This is a genomic window from Dethiosulfatibacter aminovorans DSM 17477 (assembly GCF_900142005.1).
GTDB classification, from domain to species: Bacteria; Bacillota; Clostridia; order Tissierellales; family Dethiosulfatibacteraceae; genus Dethiosulfatibacter; species Dethiosulfatibacter aminovorans.
In genome coordinates this window covers 1-20,364 of the sequence record NZ_FQZL01000029.1, presented here as the reverse complement: position 1 = coordinate 20,364, position 20,364 = coordinate 1, and the positions used below count along the sequence as shown (strand labels likewise).

Genomic DNA, 20,364 nt, shown 5'->3' with positions numbered 1-20,364 from the left:
GAGGCCGCCATGAAAATTATTGTAAATCTTGATGTCATGATGGCAAAGAGAAAAATCGGCCTGTCGGATCTGGCTGAAAAAGTGGGCATAACAAATGCCAACCTTTCAATACTTAAAAACAACAAGGCAAAGGCAATCCGCTTCTCTACCCTTGAGGCAATATGCAGGGAGCTGGACTGCCAGCCGGGAGACATACTTGAATTCAGCAAGGAGGAAGAATAATGGATACTGCAATTCAACTTAATGAGAGAGGCAACTCAAAATCAACCCTCATGTTCATATATGCCATAGGACTGGGTATGATTTTCGACCTTCTCTTCTACGAAAACAACATAGGCCTCAACTATCCACTCTATGCATTGTTTTTCCTGGGTGGAATATATATGATCATGAAGGATGACGAATCATTTTCCTTCATTCGATTCATGGTATTTTCGGCTGTAATAATGTATACGTCATCTTCCTATGCCAGGTTCAGCTTTTCATCTGTTGTAACCATACTTGACTTCTTTGCCGTACCTGTTATGTTCGCCGTACTGCCTGCATTGTCCAGAAAGGATTTCAAGGAAGAAAAAAGACTTCCGTTAATAGCTGTTGACAGGTTCGTAAGGTCATTGGGCGGTTTTTTCTTCCTGGTGGAAAAGACCTTCAATCTTTCATCCTCTGCCGTCGGTACCAGGGACAGATCAAGAACTTATGGAATAATTGCAGGTCTCGTACTGAGCCTTCTGGCAATGGTGGTAATAATACCCCTCATGGCAAGTGCGGACATGGTATTCAACGAAATAATGCTGAAGATCACAAGAAACATGACATCGGGAATTGAACTTGAAAGATTCATTTCACATATTTTAATCATATTCCTGGTTTCCGGTTACATGTTCGGATTCCTGGGTACTATTCTCAACAAAACAGAAAAGAAATCATCCCTGGACTATAATCCTGCAGATGAAGCTCCAAATATGGAAGACACCCTTCCATATGGTCCTGTATCCATAGGCAGACTATCTGCTGATGAAACAGCCGAAAAACTGCTGGAAAGAAAAAGCTCAAAAGAAAGAACAGACTTTGACAGCACGATTCCACTTACTGTATTCCTTTGTGTTATGAACCTGGTATTTCTTCTCTTCTCATATATCCAGGTGAAATATATCATCCTGGGCGGCACGGATTTTCTTCCCGAAAACATAACCTATGCCGAATATGCAAGAAGCGGCTTCTTCCAGATGATGATACTGTCGGTAATCAACTTCTCAATAACAATATTTTTGAGCAGCCATATTTCCAGACTTGAAAACACGAAGAAACTGAAGATTCTCCTTACTACTCTGAGCATCTTCACGCTTATAGTGGTCTTCTCCTCATACTCAAGGATGAACCTTTATGAAAACACCTATGGATATACCAGGCTGAGATTTTTGGTCTACATCATCCTCTTCACGGAAGCAGGCCTCAACCTTATGCTCATGTACGGAATCTGGAACAAAAGCTTTGAATTCCTCAGATACGGACTTCTATCGGTCCTACTTGTATTTCTGATGCTCAATACCGTAAACATAGACGGATATATTGCATCAAGAAATATAGACAGGTATGTTGAAACCAACGACATCGATATGGACTACCTCCTTTACAACCTGTCTTCAGATGCATCTGCCGAAGTACTGAGACTCAAAGATATGGAAATCGGAGGCCAGAAATACTATGTCGATAAATATTTTGAGAACCTTAAGGACTATGGAACAAGAAATCTTTCATTGTTTGAATTCAATCTGTCGGATAGAAGTGCTTATAAAAACGCAGAGGAATATTTTGAAACCCGATAAAGTCCATAAAAACCAAAATGAGATATCCTTGAGCTAAGATATCCATGATATATCGGAGGTGTTCTAATGATAAAGCATAAGTTTCTTCCATACATACTGCAATTGCTTCCAGGGCTGGGGTTCATGTTCATCCTCAGCCCCTTTATCCTGCATTGGTTCATCCATGGAAGTCACGACAGGTACATATGGATTATAAACGGTCCCTACCCTTTCTACAGTTTTGGCAGCGGCCCCTTCCTGATGTTTATATATGCTGCTTTATTCCTGTTTGGATCGACTCTACTTTTCATTGCAAACGCTGTTAAAAACCGCTGAAAACGTTTGATATGAACATTTTCACAATTTCAAGCTCCTATTAGTAGACAAATACTCCCCCTTGTGTTATGATGGTTGTGAATCATGCAAAAGATAATGATTCTCAATAAGACAAAGCGACTATGTCGCGTCATAAAAAAAGAGAGTATATTATGAATCAAATCAAAAACAACAAAAATCTGGGGATTATTCTGATAATTACATCGTCATTGTTTTTCTCCCTTATGGCTACAGCAGTCAAATCTGTAAACCACTTCCCCCTTGCGGAGAAGGTGTTCTTCAGAAACTTCATAGGACTCATATTCCTATCCATACCCATGATCAAGGACAGGGGCCTGTTGAAGGTAACAAACAAGAAGCTAATGTTTGGAAGAGCATTTTTGGGAACTTTTGGAGTTTTCCTCTTCTATAATTCGGTGCTTCACCTTCATCTGTCAGAAGCAATGGCTCTTAACAAGCTATCGCCTTTCTTCATTATAATATTGAGCGGACTATTCCTTAAGGAAAAAATCAAGCCTGCGCAGATCATTGCAGTATTCGTTGCAATCGGGGGACTCATGGTTATCCTTAATCCAAAGCTTAATATCCCGATGATACCGGCACTTCTCGGACTTACAGGGGCATTTTGTGCAGGAGCTGCATATACAATGATACGACAGTTGAGACTGACTGACCATCCTTCAACAATAGTTTTCTATTTCTGTCTGTTCTCCTCGGTAACATCGCTTCCGATTATGCTAAGCAACTTCATAATACCCACTGGAATTGAACTGCTGAAGCTCTGCCTCATAGGATTGATGGCCCTCGGAGGACAACTTGCAATGACCAATGCATACAGATATGCACCTGCTTCACAGCTTTCCATATACACCTACCTGAACATTGTTTTCTCATCACTGTGGGGATTTTTGTTCTATGGAGAATCGCTTACACTTTCCTTCATGGCAGGTGCAGGGCTTATAATATTTGCAGGATATATCAATTTCATGTCTTCAAATGATAAGATGGGCAAAAGAAAGAAAAAAGCTGCCGTACTGACCAGTACGAAATAGCATATGTCCATTCACGAAAATTTCGTGTGAATTTTTCAACATCAATCGTTTTCACACGAAATTAGCTGTTGACAAACACCCTAATGTAGTATATATTCTACTTAAGAATTCACATGACTGACGGAGTTGCGGAGTTTACCGCAAGGGAGTGTGAAAATTGTGTAATGCCGACCGTCTGGGCTAAATGTCCGGACGGTCTTTGTGTTTTTTGTCCGGATACAATGGAGGTCAAAATGTTTAAGAAATGGAATGAATTTGAAAAAGGCGCATGGACAAATGAAATAAACGTAAGGGACTTTATTCAGAAAAACTACAGCCCTTATACAGGAGATGAAAGCTTCCTTGCAGGCAAATCGGAAAAGACTGCCAAACTCTTTGCAAAGGTTGAAGAGCTTCTGAAAGAGGAACAAAAAAGAGGTATCTACGACATATACACAGACAAGCTTGCAGCCATTGACTGTGCAGGAGCCGGTTACGTAGACAGGGACAATGAAACAATAGTGGGACTCCAGTCCGACGGTCCACTCAAGAGACTACTTAATCCCTATGGCGGAGTAAGAATGGTAGAGGGAGCCATCAAGGCATACAATCTTGACGTACCATGCGATATTCTTGCAGACTTTAAGAAATACAGAAAATCACACAATGAAGGCGTATTTGACGTATACAACGATGAAATAAAGAAGGCAAGATCTGTAGGTCTTATGACCGGACTTCCCGATGCATATGGAAGAGGAAGAATAATTGGAGACTACAGAAGAATAGCCCTCTATGGAATAGATTACCTAATTGAAGAAAAGAAGAACTATCTGAAAGAGATGGCCTTCCCCTTCACAGAGGAATCTTTGAGGAACAGGGAAGAAATATCGGAGCAAATCAAGGCTCTCAACAAAATGAAGACCATGGCATCTGCATATGGAATAGACATATCCGTACCTGCCGAGAATGCACAGGAAGCTGTACAATTCCTTTATTTCGGTTATCTTGCAGGAGTCAAGGAAAACAATGGAGCGGCCATGTCACTTGGAAGAACATCCAGCTTCCTTGACATATATATAGAAAAGGACATTGAAAAGGGACTAATAAACGAAGTTCAGGCACAGGAGCTTATCGATCAGTTTGTAATTAAGCTTAGGATTATCAGGCACCTGAGAACACCTGAATACGACGAGCTGTTCGCAGGAGATCCAAACTGGATCACGGAAGTACTGGGCGGAATGGGAGAAGATGGAAGAACACTTGTTACAAAGACCACATACAGATTCCTCCACACCCTCACAAACCTGTCTGCAGCACCCGAACCCAATATGACGGTACTTTGGTCGGAGAACCTTCCGGAATCTTTCAAGAAATACTGTTCAAGAATGTCAATCGAGACTTCATCCATACAGTATGAAAACGACGATATAATGAGACCTATGCATGGAGACGACTATGCAATAGCATGTTGCATCTCAGCCATGAGAGTTGGAAAGGAAATGCAGTTCTTCGGAGCAAGATGCAACCTTGCAAAAGCTCTTCTCTTTGCAATCAACGGTGGAGTCGATGAACTGACAGGTGAAACAATCATCGAAGGTATTGAAAAAATCGATGCTGAAATATTGGATTTCGACCAGTTGATGGACAACTACAAAATTGTGCTGTCAAAAGTTGCAGAACTTTATGTCAATACAATGAACTCCATCCACTACATGCATGACAAGTATGCCTATGAAGCAGGCCAGATGGCTCTTCATGACGGTGTTGTAGGAAGATACATGGCATTTGGAGTTGCAGGACTTTCCATAGTAATGGATTCATTCAGTGCAGTGAAGCATGCAGAAGTGAAGGCTGTCAGGGAAAACGGCCTGACTACAGACTTTGAAATAAATGGAGAATACCCCGCCTATGGAAACGACCTGGACGAGGTGGACTACCTTGGTAATGAAATACTTTCATTCTTCACAAATGAATTGAGAAAACATAAGGCATACAGAGATGCCAAGCATACACTTTCAGTACTTACAATCACTTCAAATGTTGTTTACGGAAAGAAAACAGGAACAACTCCTGACGGAAGAAAAGCAGGAGCTCCATTTGCACCGGGAGCAAACCCAATGCACGGAAGGGATTCATCAGGAGCACTGGCGTCACTTAACTCAGTAGCAAAGCTCCAGTACGAGGACATCTGCGAGGACGGAATATCCAATACCTTCACAGTGATTCCAGAAGCCATTGGAAAGCTTGACAGGCACAGAATAGACAACCTGGCTACAATAATGGACGGATATTTCGGCCAGAAAGGACACCACCTCAATGTAAACGTGTTGAGAAAGGAACTTCTTCTTGATGCATACGACAACCCTGACAAATATCCTAACCTTACAATAAGGGTTTCCGGATATGCGGTCAAATTCAACAAGCTCACAAAGGAACAGCAGATGGATGTAATTAACAGAACCTTCCACAAGAAGATGTAGGAGGTTCAAAAGGAGGATTCTATGATTAAAGTTCATTCAATAGAGACTATGGGAGCATTGGACGGACCTGGTTTAAGAATAATCTTTTTCCTTCAGGGATGTCCTCTTAGATGTCTTTACTGCCACAATCCTGATACATGGAAGACATCCGGTGGAAATGAATATTCGTCTAGTGAAATAATCGAGAAAGCCTTAAGATACAAACCATACTTCATAAAGAACAACGGAGGAATCACCTTCTCCGGAGGAGAGCCTCTGCTCCAGGCAGAGGAACTCATTGAAACAATGAAGCTGGCAAAGGAAAACGGACTGCACACGGCCCTTGACACATCTGGATACTATACCTGCAGCGACTCTGTGATTTCCGAACTACTTGAATATACAGACCTTGTGATTCTTGACATCAAGCACGAGGAAAGGGATATGTACAAGAAAATCACGGGACTTGAAATAGACAAACACAGGAAATTCAAGGATATACTTAAAAAAGCCAAGTCAAAGATATGGCTGAAGCACGTTGTAGTTCCAGGCCTTACAGACGATGTTGAACATATGGAAAGCCTGGAAAAGGAAGTGCGTACATTTCCCCTTGAAAGAGTCGAAAAGTTTGAACTTCTTCCCTACCACAGCCTTGGTGAAATGAAATATGAAGAGCTTGGAATGGAATATCCTCTAAAAGATACCGAAGAAATGGATATGGACAAGCTTAAGGAACTGAAAAAGCACATAAAATTAGACTGTCTCATTTGAGACAGTCTTTATTTTGATTTCTTGCTATGCCGGCATCTTCTTTTTCAGCCTGGCTTTCTTGCCATATCTATCCTTCAAAGTCACATATCCGATGGATGAGAATATGCTTGTGACAAGAACAGTCGCCGTGTAAAGCAGCAGCTTTGCAGAAAATGAAGTGACTGACGTACCGTCAACAACCCTTACATAAAAGCTCAGGAACAGTGGATGAATCAAATATATATAGTACGAACTCTTTCCAAGTAGGTTCACTTTGCTGTAGAGCCCCTTGGTCATTTTTCCAAGGAAAAGTCCTGTAACATAAAGAAATGGAATGGAAAGTGAACAGTGCAAGAACCATCCATAAATCAGATTAGCATTATTCGCAGCATAAAGATATGAATACACCAGAGATGTTGCTGCAAATACCAGTGCAGAAAAAACCTTGACTTTCTTCCTTTTCAACACTTTCATTACAATACCGTAGTTTCTCAAGACATAAATCCCTGCTGCAAAGAAAAACATGTATTTGAAAAAGACCCTGTCGCTCAAAGGAAAGCTTACCTCCAAGGTCATAATGTTTATGGCAAGGACCACAGCCAGGACAAATTCATCGCTGAAGATTTTGAAAAGCCTGCCGAATATGGGAACTAGCAGATACATCTGCACAAGTATTATTATGAAATACAGATGGTAGCACAATGTACCTGTCAATATACCCTTTACAAGAAATACAGGATCAAAAGAATAGTACCCTAGATATATGTATGAACCATAATATACAAGACAAACAGCTATATATGGGTATATTATCGTTGAAAATCTCCTTTTCAGGAAGAGCCTGAAATCTTCATTACACTTTTCAAAGGACCCGTAACATGTCATTCCACTCAAAAAAACAAACAGGGTTGTTGCATACTGCAGCGACCTGTTCATAAAAATCATAATTTTGGAGTGTATGCTTCCTGTAAGATATCCGACAACCCCCATTGCAGTTATATGAATCAATACAACTGAAATACAAGCAATAACCCTCATATAATCGAGTTCTTTTAGTCTTCGGTTTGTCATTATTAACTCCTCAAACATTATACATAGATTTTACAACAAATCCATAATTTGTCAAGCAAGAATGAATGCAACAGCATTCATTAAGCGGTGAGGGAAAGCTTCATTCACCACATAGAACCAACGTTTCAGGGGTCTATGCATATTTAAGCTTTCATGAACTAGCCACTACGCCGCGTCAACGTTATAAGACGTTGTTGCAACTGCGAAAAAAAGTAACCTTAATTGCATAACACCGACGCTTCAAGGGGTTATGCATATCTTGCCTTTTCTGAGCTGCAAGAATGAATGCGTCAAGCACCTCTATTGTAACCACTTACTCCAAGTGGTATAATTTAAGTGTGGTAAAAAGAGAATATCTTCATATTCTAAAAGGATGTGATTTATGAAGAAACTGCATGCTAAATTTGTAGAAAACTCAACAAAAGGTCAATATCATATTTATGTATTCAAGTTTAAGATGGAAGATACAAAAGAATACTATTATATCAGCATAAGGTTTAACGATAAGGTGTTGAAGGAAAATGAAATCGAGGATACCGAACTAAAAAAGATTTCGGAAAACATTGCCAAGCACAAGTTTATGATCAACCAGAAAACCAACCGTTTCAATACTTCGGAAATGCATGATGATGTATATATAAACTGCACTTATGATTTGAATTACTACTGGCAACCCACTTAGGAATCAATGACATCTTATGTAAAACCCATTCACAGGAATGGGTTTTTTGTATCTTTTTAATTATCTTTTATTGTCGCTGCAAGGCTTGTAGCCGTTTGAAAGCATCTGTCCCGTCTGTATATTCAGTAAATCTGCAAGTTCTTCCGGAGTATCTACACCTTTTGCATCACAGGCCTTTATAAGTACATTTGCACAGGCCAGACAGTCGTCCAGGGCGTCGTGGTGGTTGAAATCAAATCCCAAGTACTCTGAAACGGTGTTCAACTTGTGGTTGCACAGTTCCGGCCAGGTTTTCTTTGCTATCTTAACCGTACACAGATAGTCAAACCTTGGATACTCGAGACCGTAAAGGTCCAGCGACTTTCTCAGCACACTCGTGTCAAAGCTTGCATTGTGGGCCACTACCAGCTGTCCTTCGAGCTTTTCCCTGAATATCTTCTTGAACAGTTCGTCGAATTCAGGTTCCTTCTCCACCTGCTCAGGTCTTATTCCATGTATTGCTATATTCATGTAGTTGAATTTCATGTCCTCCGGCCTTATTAGCCAGGCTTCCTTGTCCACAATTTTTCCATCTACAACCTTAACTATGCCCAGTGCACAGGCACTTGCCCGTTTACTGTTGGCAGTTTCAAAATCTATTACCGTAAAATTCATCTTTCTTCCTCTATTTATTCTAATATCTATTACTCCAACAATTATATCAGAAGTATCCATATTTGTCAGAAAAAACGATCTGGAAATGTTTTTTCATTTATTTGCGCAGCTTATCATTTAGTGATATAATTAAAGGTGCGGGAAAAGTTTAATATGTATCAAAGGATAATTTTGGAATATACATCATTCGATCTGACACTACCCAAAATTCCAAGGGGAGGTATTTATGTATAGAATCAGAACCAAAACATGTCCTTACTGCAACTCAATCATCAACTGGAAGCCTAAGATTAAAAGGTTGAGAAACACGACCTATCACAAGCCGGTACCCTTTAAGGAACATGTAGTCTTAGGCAAGAAGATATTCGAGAACGAAACATCGGTTACATATTCATACCACTGCATGAACTGCCAGACAGAATATATATCAGTCATAAGCAAGACAACAAAGCGAGAATTGTAAATGCACTTTTATAATAATTATTAACGTAATAAGGGAATCTCTTTCGAGATTCCCTTAAATAATTAATTAAGTAATTTTATTATGTAATTTTAACCCACGTTTTGCAGCCTTATTCTGAATACATCTGCAATTTGCTGAACAATATCACACATTCTGTTTTCAGAAATGCCCAAAACTTCTACCAATTCCCTTAAATTGAACCTATAAACAAAATAAAGAAAAATTGCACGTTTCTCGACTCTTGAAAGATTTTTTAATCTTTCAAGGAAGAAACTGGCTATTTCTTCACTATTCATAGTTTCCTCAAGAAAACTTAACGAATCTCTTACCTCTCCTTCATGACTGAAAATATACCTGATGCTATCGGTCCTACTCATTTCTCTTGTTTCATAAACACTTACAATACTCATTATTACCCCCTTAATAAATTCAGTATCATTGAGAAAGCAGCTAAACGCTGCAAGAAACACAGACAGAAAACAATATATTTCCCTACGGCAATTCAGTTATCCTTCATAACTTCCTTTTTATTTCCTTCTTTCGACAGGATTGTCATCACCGGAGGATCTATTAAGTTTTTACAACTCTTTAAAAAGAGTCGTATCTATATTATATCTCATATTTATAAATATTCAAGAAAAATTTATGTAAAGCAACCGCGTGTCTTGTCACCTGTAAATCCGAAACCCAGCTGAAATCAACAAAAAAGGCTTTCCGTAAACAGCAGTTTTTTATTATTCCACTAGATATTTCTTTAACACTTCCTTCATCTCGTCGCTTAAAGGCTTGGATTTCCTTGTAGCATTGTCCATCTGAACGACTACGGATTCGGCAAGTGCGACATTCTCTCCATTCTGAAAAAGACCTTGATACACTGTCAACGAACTGTTTCCAATCCTTGTAACGCCTGTGCCTATCTCTACTGTTCCCGGATATTTTATTTCATTCAACAGATCCAGCTTGACACTCGCAAGAACGAGACCACAGTTGTTCTCCTCAACGAGACATTCAAATTCACCCATCTCCGACTGTCCGGTCTCCAGAAATGTAAAAAACAGGGCGTTGTTAACATGCCCCAATTTGTCCGTATCTGCAAAACGTACCTTGTCATAGCTTTGAAGGGGAAAGGATTTATACGTCAATTCATTTTTATTCATATTTTTCATATATTATTCTCCATGTATATTTTGTTTTTGTAATTTCAATTTAATCGAGTTGCAAGATATTATACCACAAATACTATTAATGACAATCAATATCCAAACCATTCATAGATTTCCCTGGCTTTGTCCATGTATTCATCAACATGAGTTTCATTCTTCTCATACATCTCATGCCAGTTTTCCTGGACGGGAATATCTTCATAGAGCATGGAACGCCATGCTTCCAGCATATGTCTTTCAATGCCCATGAAATCCGCTGCACACATGACCCTGTTTCCTGACAGTTCCGAAAGTTTTTCAATCCATACAATACCCTCATCGCATCGAAGAAGATGGTGGTCGAGAATCAATGTCCCTGCATTCCCTGCCAGCTTCAGGGAATTTTTCCACACTATTTCCTTCTTGTCCTTCATCCTGTCTGTCAGATAAATAGGAGGTCCGCTTGCCAGTACGATGTCAGGTTTCAGCCTGATAATTTCATCCACGGTATCCTCGCTGAACATCTGAATATCAGAAGCATGGATGAACACACTGTCACCGTCATCAACCATTGTCATCATTACATTTCCATTATGAACGGAATCTTCCCCGTGAGATACGGGTCCTAGAAACGTCATAAGCTCATCAACCTTTCCCTCTGCTTCATTAGAAGACCTTCCCAACCCAAGGACAAATGCTTTTTGCCTTATCTCCATCTTGTTGCTGTATGCAATGTCACCATTGATCCAGATCCTGCAGTCAGATGGAATATCCTTTACCTGTTCCACAGAAAGCTGATATGGATTCGCATCAAACAAGGGTATATGGTCTCCATGTAGATGGCTGATGACTATGTCCGTAGCATCCTGAAGCTCCTGTACTATCCTTTCGCGTATTATTCTACCTACTCCGATCTGGACTGGATGAGGTTTCAAACCGTTTCTGTATATTCCCAGTGCTATTCCGGGGTCTATAAAAATTTTCCTGTCCCGGGTTTCAACTACACAACTCAATCCTCTCACACCCAGGGATTCCGTTCCGAGTATTCTGATTTTCATTCATATTCACCGCCATTCGCTAGCATTTAAGAATCTCCGCAATCCATTGGACTACGGAGACAAATATCTATTCTGTGTCTTTCTCAATAATAAGCAGGCAGTCATATCCTGCAGTAGCACCCATCATATGAAACTTGGGTATAATATTTGGTATAATAGATACAACCTCTCCCTTCAATTCATTCAAGTATCTTTCCAGGTCCAGTTCATCGATTTCCTTGCCCACTTGGAATTTATGCACCCTGTATATCATACAAAACGCCTCCTCACCAATACAAATCTTATCTTCTCTACCTTAATTATACTCCTGCCGGAACCATCGGGCAAATATGCAAAAACTGACTTACTCAAACTCCCTTATAAGGTCAACATACAAATCCTTGTCGAGGATCTCATGTCTTCTTGCTGAAGACACCATAAGCTCATCATCACAGCCATCAGTTGTATCATTGACCTTTAGATACTCCAGTAATCTCTCAACTCCCAGGATGCTTGCCTTCAGCGTTGCATTTGCATAGATGACCATCTTATATCCCAGTCTCTCTATCTCCTTGTTCGGAATCATTGGAGTCTTCCCTTTCTCGACTATATTCAGTATTGTTGGCTTGGGAATCCTTTTGGGAATCTCAGCCATCTGTTCCAGAGTCCTGGGCGCCTCTATGAATATCATATCCGCTCCAGCCTCGCAATATGCCTGTCCCCTTTTAATGGCCTCTTCAAAGCTTCCTGTAGCCGAAATGGCATCAGTCCTTGCAATAAGCACCATGTCCGGATCCACCATGCCTTTTCTAGCGGCCTTGATCTTTGCCACCATGTCCATTGTGGAGATTACAGCATGGTCTTCAAAATGTCCGCACCTCTTTGGATTTTGCTGGTCCTCCATCTGTATCCCTGCTATGCCGATTTTCGAGTATTCCATAGCCGTCCTGTATACATTTATCGGAGCTCCATAGCCGTCGTCAATATCCGCTATAATCGGTATCTGCACAGCATCGTTCAATCTTTTTGCCATGGCCAGGTTTTCAGACATTGTTATAAGGTTATAATCGGGAAGACAGTAGTTCATATTTGACAGCCCCGCTCCTGTAGCATAGGCTACGGGATATCCTGCATTCTCGACAAGCCTTGCAAACAAGGCTGTCTGCGCTCCCGGTGCAACAATAAACTGGTCGCTTTCAAGCAATTGTCTAAGCTTCAATGATTTTTTCATATACATCTGCTCCTCCTAAACACGACAAACCTATTCAAACTTTATCTCAACTTCCTTAGGCAGTGCCAGACTGCATGCAACTTCGACACCCTTCAGCATTGCAGTGGGTACAGGACATGCCGCATGGCTGCAATGAACAGCCGCAGCCTTCGCAATTGCGCCTTCACCATATTTCTTGAACACTTCTTCATAACCGTTTACAGAAGGTACGTCATCAGCCAGCTTGCGAATATGCCCACATTGGCTCTCAACCTTGAATTCTGCATTCATGCCATCAACCGCCTCAACTTCAATTTCCGTTATCAGTCCACAAATTCCCGGATTTACAATTATCTTAGCCATATTTTTTCTCCTCCAAACTCTCAACTTATTCCAATTATATTACAGCTTGTTCTGGCGTGTCAAAAAACAAATTCTTCTTCAGCTATAATAAATCAGCTTCCAAAATGAAAGCTGATCTTTTGTATTCAAACAAGTTTCTTTGCCAATTTCTTCGCCAGTGCAATTATTGTAAGCATTGGCGGCAATCCCGGCGATGTAGGAAATACACTTGCATCACAGACGAAAAGGTTACCTATTTTCGTCTCGAAATTGGTGTCGACTATTTTACCCATAGCTGCCGTACCACCGGGGTGAGCTCCCGAAGGTTCTGTTACAATAATATTTCTATATTCTACTCCCGTCTTTTCGAGTATTTCCCTTGCCATTTTCGATCCTTTATGTATTTTATCCCTGTCCTTGTTGGTTGCTTTTTTGGATACCTTGCCGTTCTCATAGACTCGGCCAACGGGTTCATCACTTATTTTCACCATTATGCCGAGAGTCCTCTTGTCATTCATCATGAAACCCTTGACTCCCGCCTCCATAAATTTCACTGGTCTGGGATGGTTCACATGGGGTGAAAGAATAAATCCTTCACTATGGCTCTTCAGATATACCAGAGACATCTGCGGCTCATGAACAAGATTAAAGGCTTCGTGTTTGCCATAGACAATTACAAACGTATCTATAAAAAGATTGGATCCTGCATTCCTTATCCCTGACGCATTAAGTATAACAGGCGTTCCAACACCTCCTGCAGCAAGAATGATTTTATTCCCTTTTACAAGAATCTCTTTATTCCCTTTTACTGCCACTACACCGTTGGCTGAGCCATTTTCCTCTATTACCTTCTTTACCGCAGTATCGTACCAGACCTCTGCACCATTTGCCACGGCTTCCTCAAGATATACAAGAGGTGTCCATTTAGCTCCACTGGTGCAGCCTAAGGAACAGTTGCCGCATTTTATGCACTTTTTCGGATCGATACCCTTCGGCATAAGTTCCATATCGTAACCAAGCTCTGACGCAGCCTTTCTAATAGCCCTTCCACCCGGAGAAAGCAGCCTTTCCGACATTGGTGCCACTTTTATTTCTTTCTCGGCTTCAACAAATTCCTCCTTAAGGTCTATTCCAAGTTCCCTGAATTCATCCTCCATGCCTCTGTTAAAATTGCCTGTTGCAACAAATCCGCTTCCGCCGGCCATTATTCCACGCCAGATTATTATTCCTTCCTTTGACTTTACAGGTAAGAGCAGCTTATTATGGTCAAAAAATCTAATTGCATCCTTGAATTTTCCATAGCTGCCCTCATGCTTTCCCTTTTCAATGACCAGTACTTTTTTGTTCTTCAGGCTGAGCTCCCTGGCAAGAGTAGCTCCTCCGGTTCCGCTTCCAACAATGATGTAGTCAAATGCAACGTCATGACTTTTCATATACAAAACCTACCTTTTCAAATTTCTTTCCCGTCAAGCAGCACTGCAATGAATATAATCAAAATGGTACAACTGCATCTCTATACTTATTATAAATCAATTCATTTTTTCCCGCAAATAAATGTTCTTTTATAATTCAACAACAGCATCAATCCCCGCCACACTCGGACATATAAGGTTTAATATCCACTACAGGCGTCCCGTCCATCATGTCTGCATTTGAGATATAAATTATGTTGTCAACAATATCCATTATTTTCACCACAGTTACACCCAGACTGTTGGGTCTGTCGGGAGACCTTGTTGAGAAAACTCCGACAGGCCTGTCGGACATGCGCGAAGGCGTTATGAGTTTATATCCCTTTGAATGGTGAAAATTGAAGATAACCGTGATTTTCATACCTGCCTCCAAGTCGCTTATGCCTTCAGCATACTCGGGGCGCATCACAATTCTTGCCACACCATCCCGATTTACATATCCCTGGTAAGGTGTGCTTTTTCTATCTTTGTATTCCGACTCTATATATCCTATAGGGTCCAATATGATTGATTTATGCTCCATTGTCTGTAATTCCTCTCTTAATGTTATTCATTACAAGTACTAACCCGTTTTCACCATATAAAGGGTACAAGCCTTTTCTTCACCTTCTTCATGTATTCTTCATATCCTTCCAGTTCCTGTATCAGCATTTTCTCCTCTCCGACGGCCCTGACAGCAATGGTTATGGTTCCAAGGAAACCGATGGCAAGTCCGATTACCGACCCGAGCAGCAGCGGCCCGCCAAGCATAACCAGAAGATATCCAAGATACAAAGGGTGTCGCACAATGCCATAGACACCGGTTGATACAACTTCCTGCTTCCGCTCTGACTGAATCCGTACCTTGATGGAAAGATAAGTGTTGGTAACTGTTGACATATAGATGAAATACAGGGATAAAATCATAAATATTGCTCCAATGATTTTCAATCCCCTGGGGAAGGGAGGAGACCAGCTGAACCGTTCCGCATCCAGGGGCATAACAACCAGCCAAATTACAGATATGAATAGAATTATAAACAATATATACTTGTCCCAGCTCTCCTGATTATCCGATCCAGGCTTCTTACGCCTTTCAGCCAACAGTTCGGGATCCTTCACATACATATATATAACCGTAGATAATATCATCGCTACAAACCAAAAACTCAGTATCCAGCCTTCAATCCATGATGCGCTTCCGCCCAGCAGCATTATGATACCTGGAAACACAATCGAGGTCATAATAATACTTCTCAACAACTTTCCAAATGTCATTCTTTCAGTCTCCTTTCACAGCAACTTTCATAACTTAACCGCTAAATTTGCTGTCTCTTACCATTATAATCCTCAAAATATTAAGAAATCAATGACTTATTAAGTTTAAAATTTTTATCTATTGAATTATGGATGACTCATATTAATACTGAATATTTTTGTATAAATAATTCCTATTTGCAAATCAAGTGCCCATACCGGATAATTTAATTTGAATTCCCTGGGTATGACCCCTTCGAATTTATGCCCGTTCCAAATGGTTCGGCCTATTATTTAAAAACTGTGGAGGCATGTATGAGTTTAAGAAAAGATTTACCTGCAATATTTGAAGATTTTTCAGAAGCAAGAAGAAACGGCTTTATGGCCGCTAAAGAGTTTAAGGAACAAAACAGACCTATGGTCGGAATGTTCTGTACTTTTATGCCACAGGAAATCTCTATGTCAATAGGTGCTGCAACAGTATCACTGTGTGCAACATCAGATGAGACAATCGGTGCGGCAGAGAAGGTACTGCCAAGAAATCTATGTCCCTTGATCAAATCAAGTTACGGGTTTGGAAAAACAGATAAATGTCCGTTTTTCTATTTCAGTGACCTGGTAGTTGGCGAGACTACTTGCGACGGAAAGAGAAAGATGTTTGAGCTTATGGGAGAATTCAAGCCTGTTCACGTAATGCAACTGCCTCACAATTCTGAACAGAAGTATGCCAGGGAAATGTGGAAGGATGAAATCATAAAGTTCAAGGAAACAATTGAAAATCAATTCAATGCAGAGATTACAGATGAAAATATCAAGGATGCCATTGCACTTAAGAACAGGGAAAGAAAGGCATTAAACGGCTTTTATTCTTTAGGCAAGTTGAATCCTTCTGCCGTAACAGGCCTTGACATTTTAAAGGTTCTATACGGTACAACTTTCAAATTTGAAAAGGAAGACACAATCAAAGAATTGGAATCACTGACTGCACAAATATTGAGCGAATATGAAGCAGGCAAAAAGCTTGAAGATAAACCGAGAATTCTTGTAACAGGATGTCCAACAGGCGGTGTAACAGAAAAGGTGATCAAGGCCATAGAAGACAACGGTGCAACTGTTGTATTTTTCGAAAACTGCATGGGTGCAAAGGCAGTTGAAGATCTCGTGGATGAGAATAATGATGATGTATACGATGCTTTGGCAGAAAAATATATGCAAATAGGATGTTCTTGCATGTCTCCTAACAGAAACAGATTCGATTTATTGGACAAAGCTATTGACGAGTACTCTGTAGACGCTGTTGTGGACGTTGTTTTACAAGCATGTCATACTTATGCAATTGAAACTGCGAACATTAAAGACTTTGTCAACAATGAAAAAAACAAGCCATATATAAGTATAGAAACTGATTATTCTACATCTGACATTGGCCAGCTGAATACAAGGATGGCTGCCTTTATTGAGATGCTGTAATGTTCAGTATTGGAATAGATTCAGGGTCGGCAACTACAAAGGGCGTACTTTTCGACGGTAAAAATATCATTGAAAAAATCATAGTTCCCACGGGAGCCAATCCCAGACGTACAATTGAAGAGGTTTATGACAATTTATACAGGGATAATGCCTATACAGTGACCACCGGCTACGGCAGGAAGCTTCTTAAGTCCTCAGACAAGCAGGTGACAGAAATAACATGTCACGGAAAAGGGGCCGCCTTTCTTGATAAAGGAATATCTGCTGTAATAGATATAGGCGGGCAGGACAGCAAGGTGATATTGCTGGACCAGGATCTGAATGTCAAGGATTTCTTGATGAATGACAAGTGCGCTGCAGGAACTGGCAGGTTTGTTGAAGTCATAATGCGCCTTTTACAGGAAGATCTATGTGATTTTGATTCATATGTAAATAATGCAAAGGGTATTAAAATAAGCAGCATGTGTACTGTTTTTGCCGAAAGCGAAGTAGTAAGCTTGCTGGCTCAGGATGTACCAGGACCATCCGTAGCCATGGGGGTAATAGAGTCCATATCCGAAAGAATATCAACCTTTGCCAAAAGACTGCCTATAGAAAACAAGGTCTTCTTCAGCGGTGGCCTTGCTCAAATCGAAAACATGAAAAAATCTATAGAAAACAATTTGGGTCTGGAAGTTGTTACCCATGAAGATGCCCAATTTGCAGGTGCCATTGGTGCAGCTGTAATTGGGAGTCAGAAAATCAATAAATAAACCAAATCTCCGCAGTCTTTTTACTGCGGAGATTTGATATTTTGATTCTGTTATTCATTTCAAGCTTAGGGTTTCATTCACCACCACACCCAGTTTAATACCTTATTTCTTCTTTCAGAAAAATACCTTTCCGCAAATCGTCAAAAGCCTTATCCAATTCTTCCTTTGTGTTCATTACAATTGGTCCGCCCCAGGAAACAGGCTCTCCCAACATTGTTGAGCTAATGAACAGTACCTGTGTTTTTATATTGGACGACCTTATGACGACCTGATTACCTGCTGTCAGCTTGACCGCCGACTTTTCCCCGACCAGCTCTCCACCTATATAAGCATCTCCTGAAAGGGTGAATATAGTAACGGAACGGTCTTCCTCCGTATCCATGGTGATTGAAGAATCAGGGTCAAGGTGTATGTCATAATAATCCAATGGAAGATATTTGCTCATATATCCCTTTCGATCTTTATATTCACCGGCCAGCAATCTCAATTTCCCGTTTTCAATCAGTATCTCTTCAATATCTGAATTCTTTATGCTGTGATAAGCCGGAGCAACCATTTTATCCTTTGCCGGAAGATTGAGCCAAAGCTGAACTCCCAGCAGTTTTTCGGATGCAGGCAATTTCTCTTCATGCATAATCCCTGAACCCGCCGTCATCCACTGAACCTCACCGTCACCAATTGTATCCTCGTTGCCCAAGCTGTCCCTGTGGGTCATTCTTCCTCGATATACATAGCTTATGGTTTCTATTCCCCTGTGGGGATGCATTGGAAATCCCGCAATATAGTCATCAGGATTCATGCTGTCGAAGGAATCCAAAAGCAGAATCGGGTCATAATCATTTACTGTTCCATTGCCTAAAACCCTTACCAGGTTAACTCCAGCGCCATCAATAGTTCTATATCCGGTAACCTGATTTCTTATTTTTCTCTCCATTTTGTTACCCCCTGTTTCATTTCACTGATTATGATTAAACATTCTTCAGTTACTGCAACAACCACTTCCCTGTCCATAATTGTCCTTTTGTAGATTCGCATTGTCTTCAATTGCACCTACAAATAATTTACTGTAAGTTTCTTTCTAGGTACAGTTCTCAGATACTTCACATCCTTATACCCCAGTACAATATTAGTGATCATTCTATTGCCTTCAGGAATATCCAACAACCTGTATATTTCACTGTTTAGATTTGCTGCAACATTTAAAAATCCGATAAAGCAAGAACCCAGCCCAAGGGTTTCCGCAACTAGCGTCATCTGTCCCCCTGCAATGCCTCCATCGACATCCAAGGAGGTTGACTTATTTGGATTTCCATGAATTACTATCAAAGAAGGTGCATTGTAAAAAAGTCTGTCATATCCACTTTCCTTGTAATCCGTAATCATGTTGCAGAAAACCTGTTTATATCGCCCTTTAAGGTTTTGTCCATGTTCATACAAAGTATTCATAGCCAAAAGCTTTATTTCCTCCAATTTCTCAGCATCATTGACTACTGTGAATTTAAGAGGCTGTCTGTTGCCACCAGTGGGCGAAACTCTTCCAATCTCAAGGATTTTATTAATCAAATCAATGTCAACCGACTTATCCTTATACTGTCGTATACTTCTTTTCATGTGTATCATTTGATCAAGACTTTCATAACCAATATTTATTGAATCATCTAATTCCAAAATATCATAATAATATTCATCATCTACAAATTCAATAGCATTAGCAGGACATACTGCACCACAGTGACCACAAAATATGCAGCTCTTCATATCGTCAATAACTGCCGTGCCGTCACTAATACTTATAATTCTGGACAGACAATCCCTTGCGCATATTCCGCAGCCTGTACACTTATCATCACTTATGTTAATCCCTCTTGTCATAATAATCTCCTCATCAATAATTTATTAGCAATAAAAACACTACTGTCCAGGTGCTGTGAACTACTCGGCAATGAATTACCGAGCATCTAAGGGCATGCACCCAAAGAATTTGTTTAAGTGTCGCTCTCGCTACCACAAAGGCCGGTTCCAACGACCAATACCGCTAGTTTCCTTACACGGTTACGTTTATTGGACTGCATAGGTTTCCATAATCTATGTGGTCCTTTTTCATTTTCTTCAAATACAATCTGAGAATGTTATAGGCACCTACGCAATCGGCATTATAGATATTGTTTCCATCCACATATAGACCCCTGTGTTTACGGTTGGTCTTGGAAGCATACTTTTTGGATATGTCCTTGCTATTGGGAGAACACTTACTGGAATAGTATTCCTTTTGCTTTACCATTTCAATACCATATAGCCTTAGTTTGTAGTCCAGTAAAGAATAGACAATCTTGTAGGGTAGTGAATGCAGCTGTTGATTGTTTCTGCCAATATTCTTGTTTTCCCGAATACCTCTAATATCACCAACAACAACTGTGTTGATGTCGTTTTCATGGCAGTAATCAGCGATATA

24 protein-coding genes and 1 riboswitch are annotated in these 20,364 nt (G+C 40.4%); of the genes, 10 read left to right on the top strand and 14 right to left on the bottom strand.

All coding sequences use genetic code 11. The features are described 5' to 3' along the window. Positions 1 to 9 precede the first annotated feature (9 nt). From BUB05_RS14910 to pflA, 6 genes are all read left to right on the top strand, one after another. The gene (locus BUB05_RS14910) at positions 10 to 222 is read left to right on the top strand and encodes a helix-turn-helix domain-containing protein (RefSeq protein WP_073050420.1); all 213 of its coding nucleotides are present in this window, start codon (positions 10 to 12) and stop codon (positions 220 to 222) included. Further along, a complete protein-coding gene (locus tag BUB05_RS14905; RefSeq protein WP_073050419.1) occupies positions 222 to 1,826 on the top strand; it encodes a DUF4153 domain-containing protein in 1,605 nt (534 codons plus the stop codon). The genes BUB05_RS14910 and BUB05_RS14905 overlap by 1 nt, the downstream gene beginning before the upstream one ends. A gap of 66 nt (positions 1,827 to 1,892) precedes the next feature. Then, positions 1,893 to 2,141 (top strand): hypothetical protein, encoded by a 249-nt coding sequence (locus BUB05_RS14900; protein ID WP_073050418.1) that lies wholly within the window; start codon positions 1,893 to 1,895, stop codon positions 2,139 to 2,141. A gap of 152 nt (positions 2,142 to 2,293) precedes the next feature. Next, a complete protein-coding gene (locus BUB05_RS14895) occupies positions 2,294 to 3,193 on the top strand; it encodes a DMT family transporter (protein WP_073050417.1) in 900 nt (299 codons plus the stop codon). A gap of 103 nt (positions 3,194 to 3,296) precedes the next feature. After that, positions 3,297 to 3,381, top strand: a riboswitch (ZMP/ZTP riboswitch). Between the two features lie 45 nt (positions 3,382 to 3,426). Then, positions 3,427 to 5,652 carry a formate C-acetyltransferase gene (pflB, locus tag BUB05_RS14890; RefSeq protein ID WP_073050416.1) on the top strand — a complete coding sequence of 742 codons (2,226 nt, stop codon included), beginning with the start codon at positions 3,427 to 3,429 and terminating at the stop codon, positions 5,650 to 5,652. Positions 5,653 to 5,673: 21 nt separating this feature from the next. Continuing rightward, on the top strand, positions 5,674 to 6,402 hold the full coding sequence (pflA, locus tag BUB05_RS14885) for a pyruvate formate-lyase-activating protein (protein ID WP_073050415.1): 729 nt from the start codon (positions 5,674 to 5,676) through the stop codon (positions 6,400 to 6,402). A 24-nt stretch (positions 6,403 to 6,426) separates the two neighbouring features. Here the strand turns inward: pflA and BUB05_RS14880 are convergent, their stop codons facing one another. Further along, positions 6,427 to 7,452 carry an acyltransferase gene (locus BUB05_RS14880; protein WP_073050414.1) on the bottom strand — a complete coding sequence of 342 codons (1,026 nt, stop codon included), beginning with the start codon at positions 7,450 to 7,452 and terminating at the stop codon, positions 6,427 to 6,429. A gap of 382 nt (positions 7,453 to 7,834) precedes the next feature. On the opposite strand from BUB05_RS14880, the gene BUB05_RS14875 reads away from it, so the two are divergent. After that, positions 7,835 to 8,134, top strand: coding sequence for a hypothetical protein (locus tag BUB05_RS14875; RefSeq protein ID WP_073050413.1), 300 nt, complete (start codon positions 7,835 to 7,837; stop codon positions 8,132 to 8,134). Between the two features lie 60 nt (positions 8,135 to 8,194). Here the strand turns inward: BUB05_RS14875 and BUB05_RS14870 are convergent, their stop codons facing one another. Further along, positions 8,195 to 8,788 carry an exonuclease domain-containing protein gene (locus tag BUB05_RS14870; RefSeq protein WP_073050412.1) on the bottom strand — a complete coding sequence of 198 codons (594 nt, stop codon included), beginning with the start codon at positions 8,786 to 8,788 and terminating at the stop codon, positions 8,195 to 8,197. A gap of 226 nt (positions 8,789 to 9,014) precedes the next feature. Here BUB05_RS14870 and BUB05_RS14865 point away from each other — a divergent pair, with 226 nt between their 5' ends. Beyond that, a complete protein-coding gene (locus BUB05_RS14865) occupies positions 9,015 to 9,251 on the top strand; it encodes a hypothetical protein (RefSeq protein WP_073050411.1) in 237 nt (78 codons plus the stop codon). A gap of 89 nt (positions 9,252 to 9,340) precedes the next feature. Here BUB05_RS14865 and BUB05_RS14860 read toward each other — a convergent pair whose 3' ends face one another. The 9 genes from BUB05_RS14860 to BUB05_RS14820 all read right to left on the bottom strand — a co-directional run bounded on the left by BUB05_RS14860 (position 9,341) and on the right by BUB05_RS14820 (position 15,711). Then, positions 9,341 to 9,661, bottom strand: coding sequence for a hypothetical protein (locus BUB05_RS14860; RefSeq protein ID WP_073050410.1), 321 nt, complete (start codon positions 9,659 to 9,661; stop codon positions 9,341 to 9,343). Positions 9,662 to 9,985: 324 nt separating this feature from the next. Beyond that, positions 9,986 to 10,417, bottom strand: a complete 432-nt coding sequence (locus BUB05_RS14855) for an acyl-CoA thioesterase (RefSeq protein ID WP_245819912.1) — start codon at positions 10,415 to 10,417, stop codon at positions 9,986 to 9,988. 86 nt (positions 10,418 to 10,503) lie between these two features. Further along, positions 10,504 to 11,451, bottom strand: a complete 948-nt coding sequence (locus BUB05_RS14850; protein ID WP_073050409.1) for an MBL fold metallo-hydrolase — start codon at positions 11,449 to 11,451, stop codon at positions 10,504 to 10,506. A 67-nt stretch (positions 11,452 to 11,518) separates the two neighbouring features. Then, positions 11,519 to 11,704 carry a hypothetical protein gene (locus BUB05_RS14845; protein WP_073050408.1) on the bottom strand — a complete coding sequence of 62 codons (186 nt, stop codon included), beginning with the start codon at positions 11,702 to 11,704 and terminating at the stop codon, positions 11,519 to 11,521. Positions 11,705 to 11,794: 90 nt separating this feature from the next. After that, complete coding sequence (locus tag BUB05_RS14840) at positions 11,795 to 12,667, bottom strand: isocitrate lyase/PEP mutase family protein (protein WP_073050407.1); 873 nt, start codon at positions 12,665 to 12,667, stop codon at positions 11,795 to 11,797. A gap of 24 nt (positions 12,668 to 12,691) precedes the next feature. Beyond that, positions 12,692 to 13,003, bottom strand: coding sequence for a DUF6951 family protein (locus BUB05_RS14835; protein ID WP_073050406.1), 312 nt, complete (start codon positions 13,001 to 13,003; stop codon positions 12,692 to 12,694). Between the two features lie 125 nt (positions 13,004 to 13,128). After that, positions 13,129 to 14,415 carry an FAD-dependent oxidoreductase gene (locus BUB05_RS14830; RefSeq protein ID WP_073050405.1) on the bottom strand — a complete coding sequence of 429 codons (1,287 nt, stop codon included), beginning with the start codon at positions 14,413 to 14,415 and terminating at the stop codon, positions 13,129 to 13,131. 148 nt (positions 14,416 to 14,563) lie between these two features. After that, a complete protein-coding gene (gene tsaA, locus BUB05_RS14825) occupies positions 14,564 to 14,977 on the bottom strand; it encodes a tRNA (N6-threonylcarbamoyladenosine(37)-N6)-methyltransferase TrmO (protein WP_073050404.1) in 414 nt (137 codons plus the stop codon). A 50-nt stretch (positions 14,978 to 15,027) separates the two neighbouring features. After that, positions 15,028 to 15,711 (bottom strand): methyltransferase family protein, encoded by a 684-nt coding sequence (locus BUB05_RS14820; RefSeq protein WP_073050403.1) that lies wholly within the window; start codon positions 15,709 to 15,711, stop codon positions 15,028 to 15,030. Positions 15,712 to 16,005: 294 nt separating this feature from the next. Between BUB05_RS14820 and BUB05_RS14815 the strand changes: the two genes are divergently transcribed. Beyond that, entirely contained in the window at positions 16,006 to 17,160 is a 1,155-nt protein-coding gene (locus tag BUB05_RS14815; protein ID WP_073050402.1) for a double-cubane-cluster-containing anaerobic reductase, read from the top strand. Continuing rightward, on the top strand, positions 17,160 to 17,912 hold the full coding sequence (locus BUB05_RS14810; RefSeq protein ID WP_073050401.1) for an acyl-CoA dehydratase activase: 753 nt from the start codon (positions 17,160 to 17,162) through the stop codon (positions 17,910 to 17,912). Before BUB05_RS14815 ends, BUB05_RS14810 begins: the two co-directional genes overlap by 1 nt. Before the next feature lie 94 nt (positions 17,913 to 18,006). On the opposite strand, the gene BUB05_RS14805 is transcribed toward BUB05_RS14810, so the two are convergent. The 3 genes from BUB05_RS14805 to BUB05_RS14795 all read right to left on the bottom strand — a co-directional run. Further along, the gene (locus tag BUB05_RS14805) at positions 18,007 to 18,846 is read right to left on the bottom strand and encodes a pirin family protein (protein WP_073050400.1); all 840 of its coding nucleotides are present in this window, start codon (positions 18,844 to 18,846) and stop codon (positions 18,007 to 18,009) included. Between the two features lie 116 nt (positions 18,847 to 18,962). Next, on the bottom strand, positions 18,963 to 19,784 hold the full coding sequence (locus BUB05_RS14800) for a nitroreductase family protein (protein WP_073050399.1): 822 nt from the start codon (positions 19,782 to 19,784) through the stop codon (positions 18,963 to 18,965). Between the two features lie 172 nt (positions 19,785 to 19,956). Beyond that, positions 19,957 to 20,364: IS200/IS605 family accessory protein TnpB-related protein (locus BUB05_RS14795; RefSeq protein WP_139258032.1), on the bottom strand; the 408-nt coding region annotated here is incomplete at its 5' end.

Bases quoted from the DNA above. Each gene is read 5' to 3' on its own strand.
- BUB05_RS14910 (WP_073050420.1), top strand. From the start codon at position 10: ATGAAAATTATTGTAAATCTTGATGTCATGATGGCAAAGAGAAAAATC.
- BUB05_RS14905 (WP_073050419.1), top strand. From the start codon at position 222: ATGGATACTGCAATTCAACTTAATGAGAGAGGCAACTCAAAATCAACC.
- BUB05_RS14900 (WP_073050418.1), top strand. From the start codon at position 1,893: ATGATAAAGCATAAGTTTCTTCCATACATACTGCAATTGCTTCCAGGG.
- BUB05_RS14895 (WP_073050417.1), top strand. From the start codon at position 2,294: ATGAATCAAATCAAAAACAACAAAAATCTGGGGATTATTCTGATAATT.
- pflB (WP_073050416.1), top strand. From the start codon at position 3,427: ATGTTTAAGAAATGGAATGAATTTGAAAAAGGCGCATGGACAAATGAA.
- pflA (WP_073050415.1), top strand. From the start codon at position 5,674: ATGATTAAAGTTCATTCAATAGAGACTATGGGAGCATTGGACGGACCT.
- BUB05_RS14880 (WP_073050414.1), bottom strand. From the start codon at position 7,452: ATGACAAACCGAAGACTAAAAGAACTCGATTATATGAGGGTTATTGCT.
- BUB05_RS14875 (WP_073050413.1), top strand. From the start codon at position 7,835: ATGAAGAAACTGCATGCTAAATTTGTAGAAAACTCAACAAAAGGTCAA.
- BUB05_RS14870 (WP_073050412.1), bottom strand. From the start codon at position 8,788: ATGAATTTTACGGTAATAGATTTTGAAACTGCCAACAGTAAACGGGCA.
- BUB05_RS14865 (WP_073050411.1), top strand. From the start codon at position 9,015: ATGTATAGAATCAGAACCAAAACATGTCCTTACTGCAACTCAATCATC.
- BUB05_RS14860 (WP_073050410.1), bottom strand. From the start codon at position 9,661: ATGAGTATTGTAAGTGTTTATGAAACAAGAGAAATGAGTAGGACCGAT.
- BUB05_RS14855 (WP_245819912.1), bottom strand. From the start codon at position 10,417: ATGAAAAATATGAATAAAAATGAATTGACGTATAAATCCTTTCCCCTT.
- BUB05_RS14850 (WP_073050409.1), bottom strand. From the start codon at position 11,451: ATGAAAATCAGAATACTCGGAACGGAATCCCTGGGTGTGAGAGGATTG.
- BUB05_RS14845 (WP_073050408.1), bottom strand. From the start codon at position 11,704: ATGATATACAGGGTGCATAAATTCCAAGTGGGCAAGGAAATCGATGAA.
- BUB05_RS14840 (WP_073050407.1), bottom strand. From the start codon at position 12,667: ATGTATATGAAAAAATCATTGAAGCTTAGACAATTGCTTGAAAGCGAC.
- BUB05_RS14835 (WP_073050406.1), bottom strand. From the start codon at position 13,003: ATGGCTAAGATAATTGTAAATCCGGGAATTTGTGGACTGATAACGGAA.
- BUB05_RS14830 (WP_073050405.1), bottom strand. From the start codon at position 14,415: ATGAAAAGTCATGACGTTGCATTTGACTACATCATTGTTGGAAGCGGA.
- tsaA (WP_073050404.1), bottom strand. From the start codon at position 14,977: ATGGAGCATAAATCAATCATATTGGACCCTATAGGATATATAGAGTCG.
- BUB05_RS14820 (WP_073050403.1), bottom strand. From the start codon at position 15,711: ATGACATTTGGAAAGTTGTTGAGAAGTATTATTATGACCTCGATTGTG.
- BUB05_RS14815 (WP_073050402.1), top strand. From the start codon at position 16,006: ATGAGTTTAAGAAAAGATTTACCTGCAATATTTGAAGATTTTTCAGAA.
- BUB05_RS14810 (WP_073050401.1), top strand. From the start codon at position 17,160: ATGTTCAGTATTGGAATAGATTCAGGGTCGGCAACTACAAAGGGCGTA.
- BUB05_RS14805 (WP_073050400.1), bottom strand. From the start codon at position 18,846: ATGGAGAGAAAAATAAGAAATCAGGTTACCGGATATAGAACTATTGAT.
- BUB05_RS14800 (WP_073050399.1), bottom strand. From the start codon at position 19,784: ATGACAAGAGGGATTAACATAAGTGATGATAAGTGTACAGGCTGCGGA.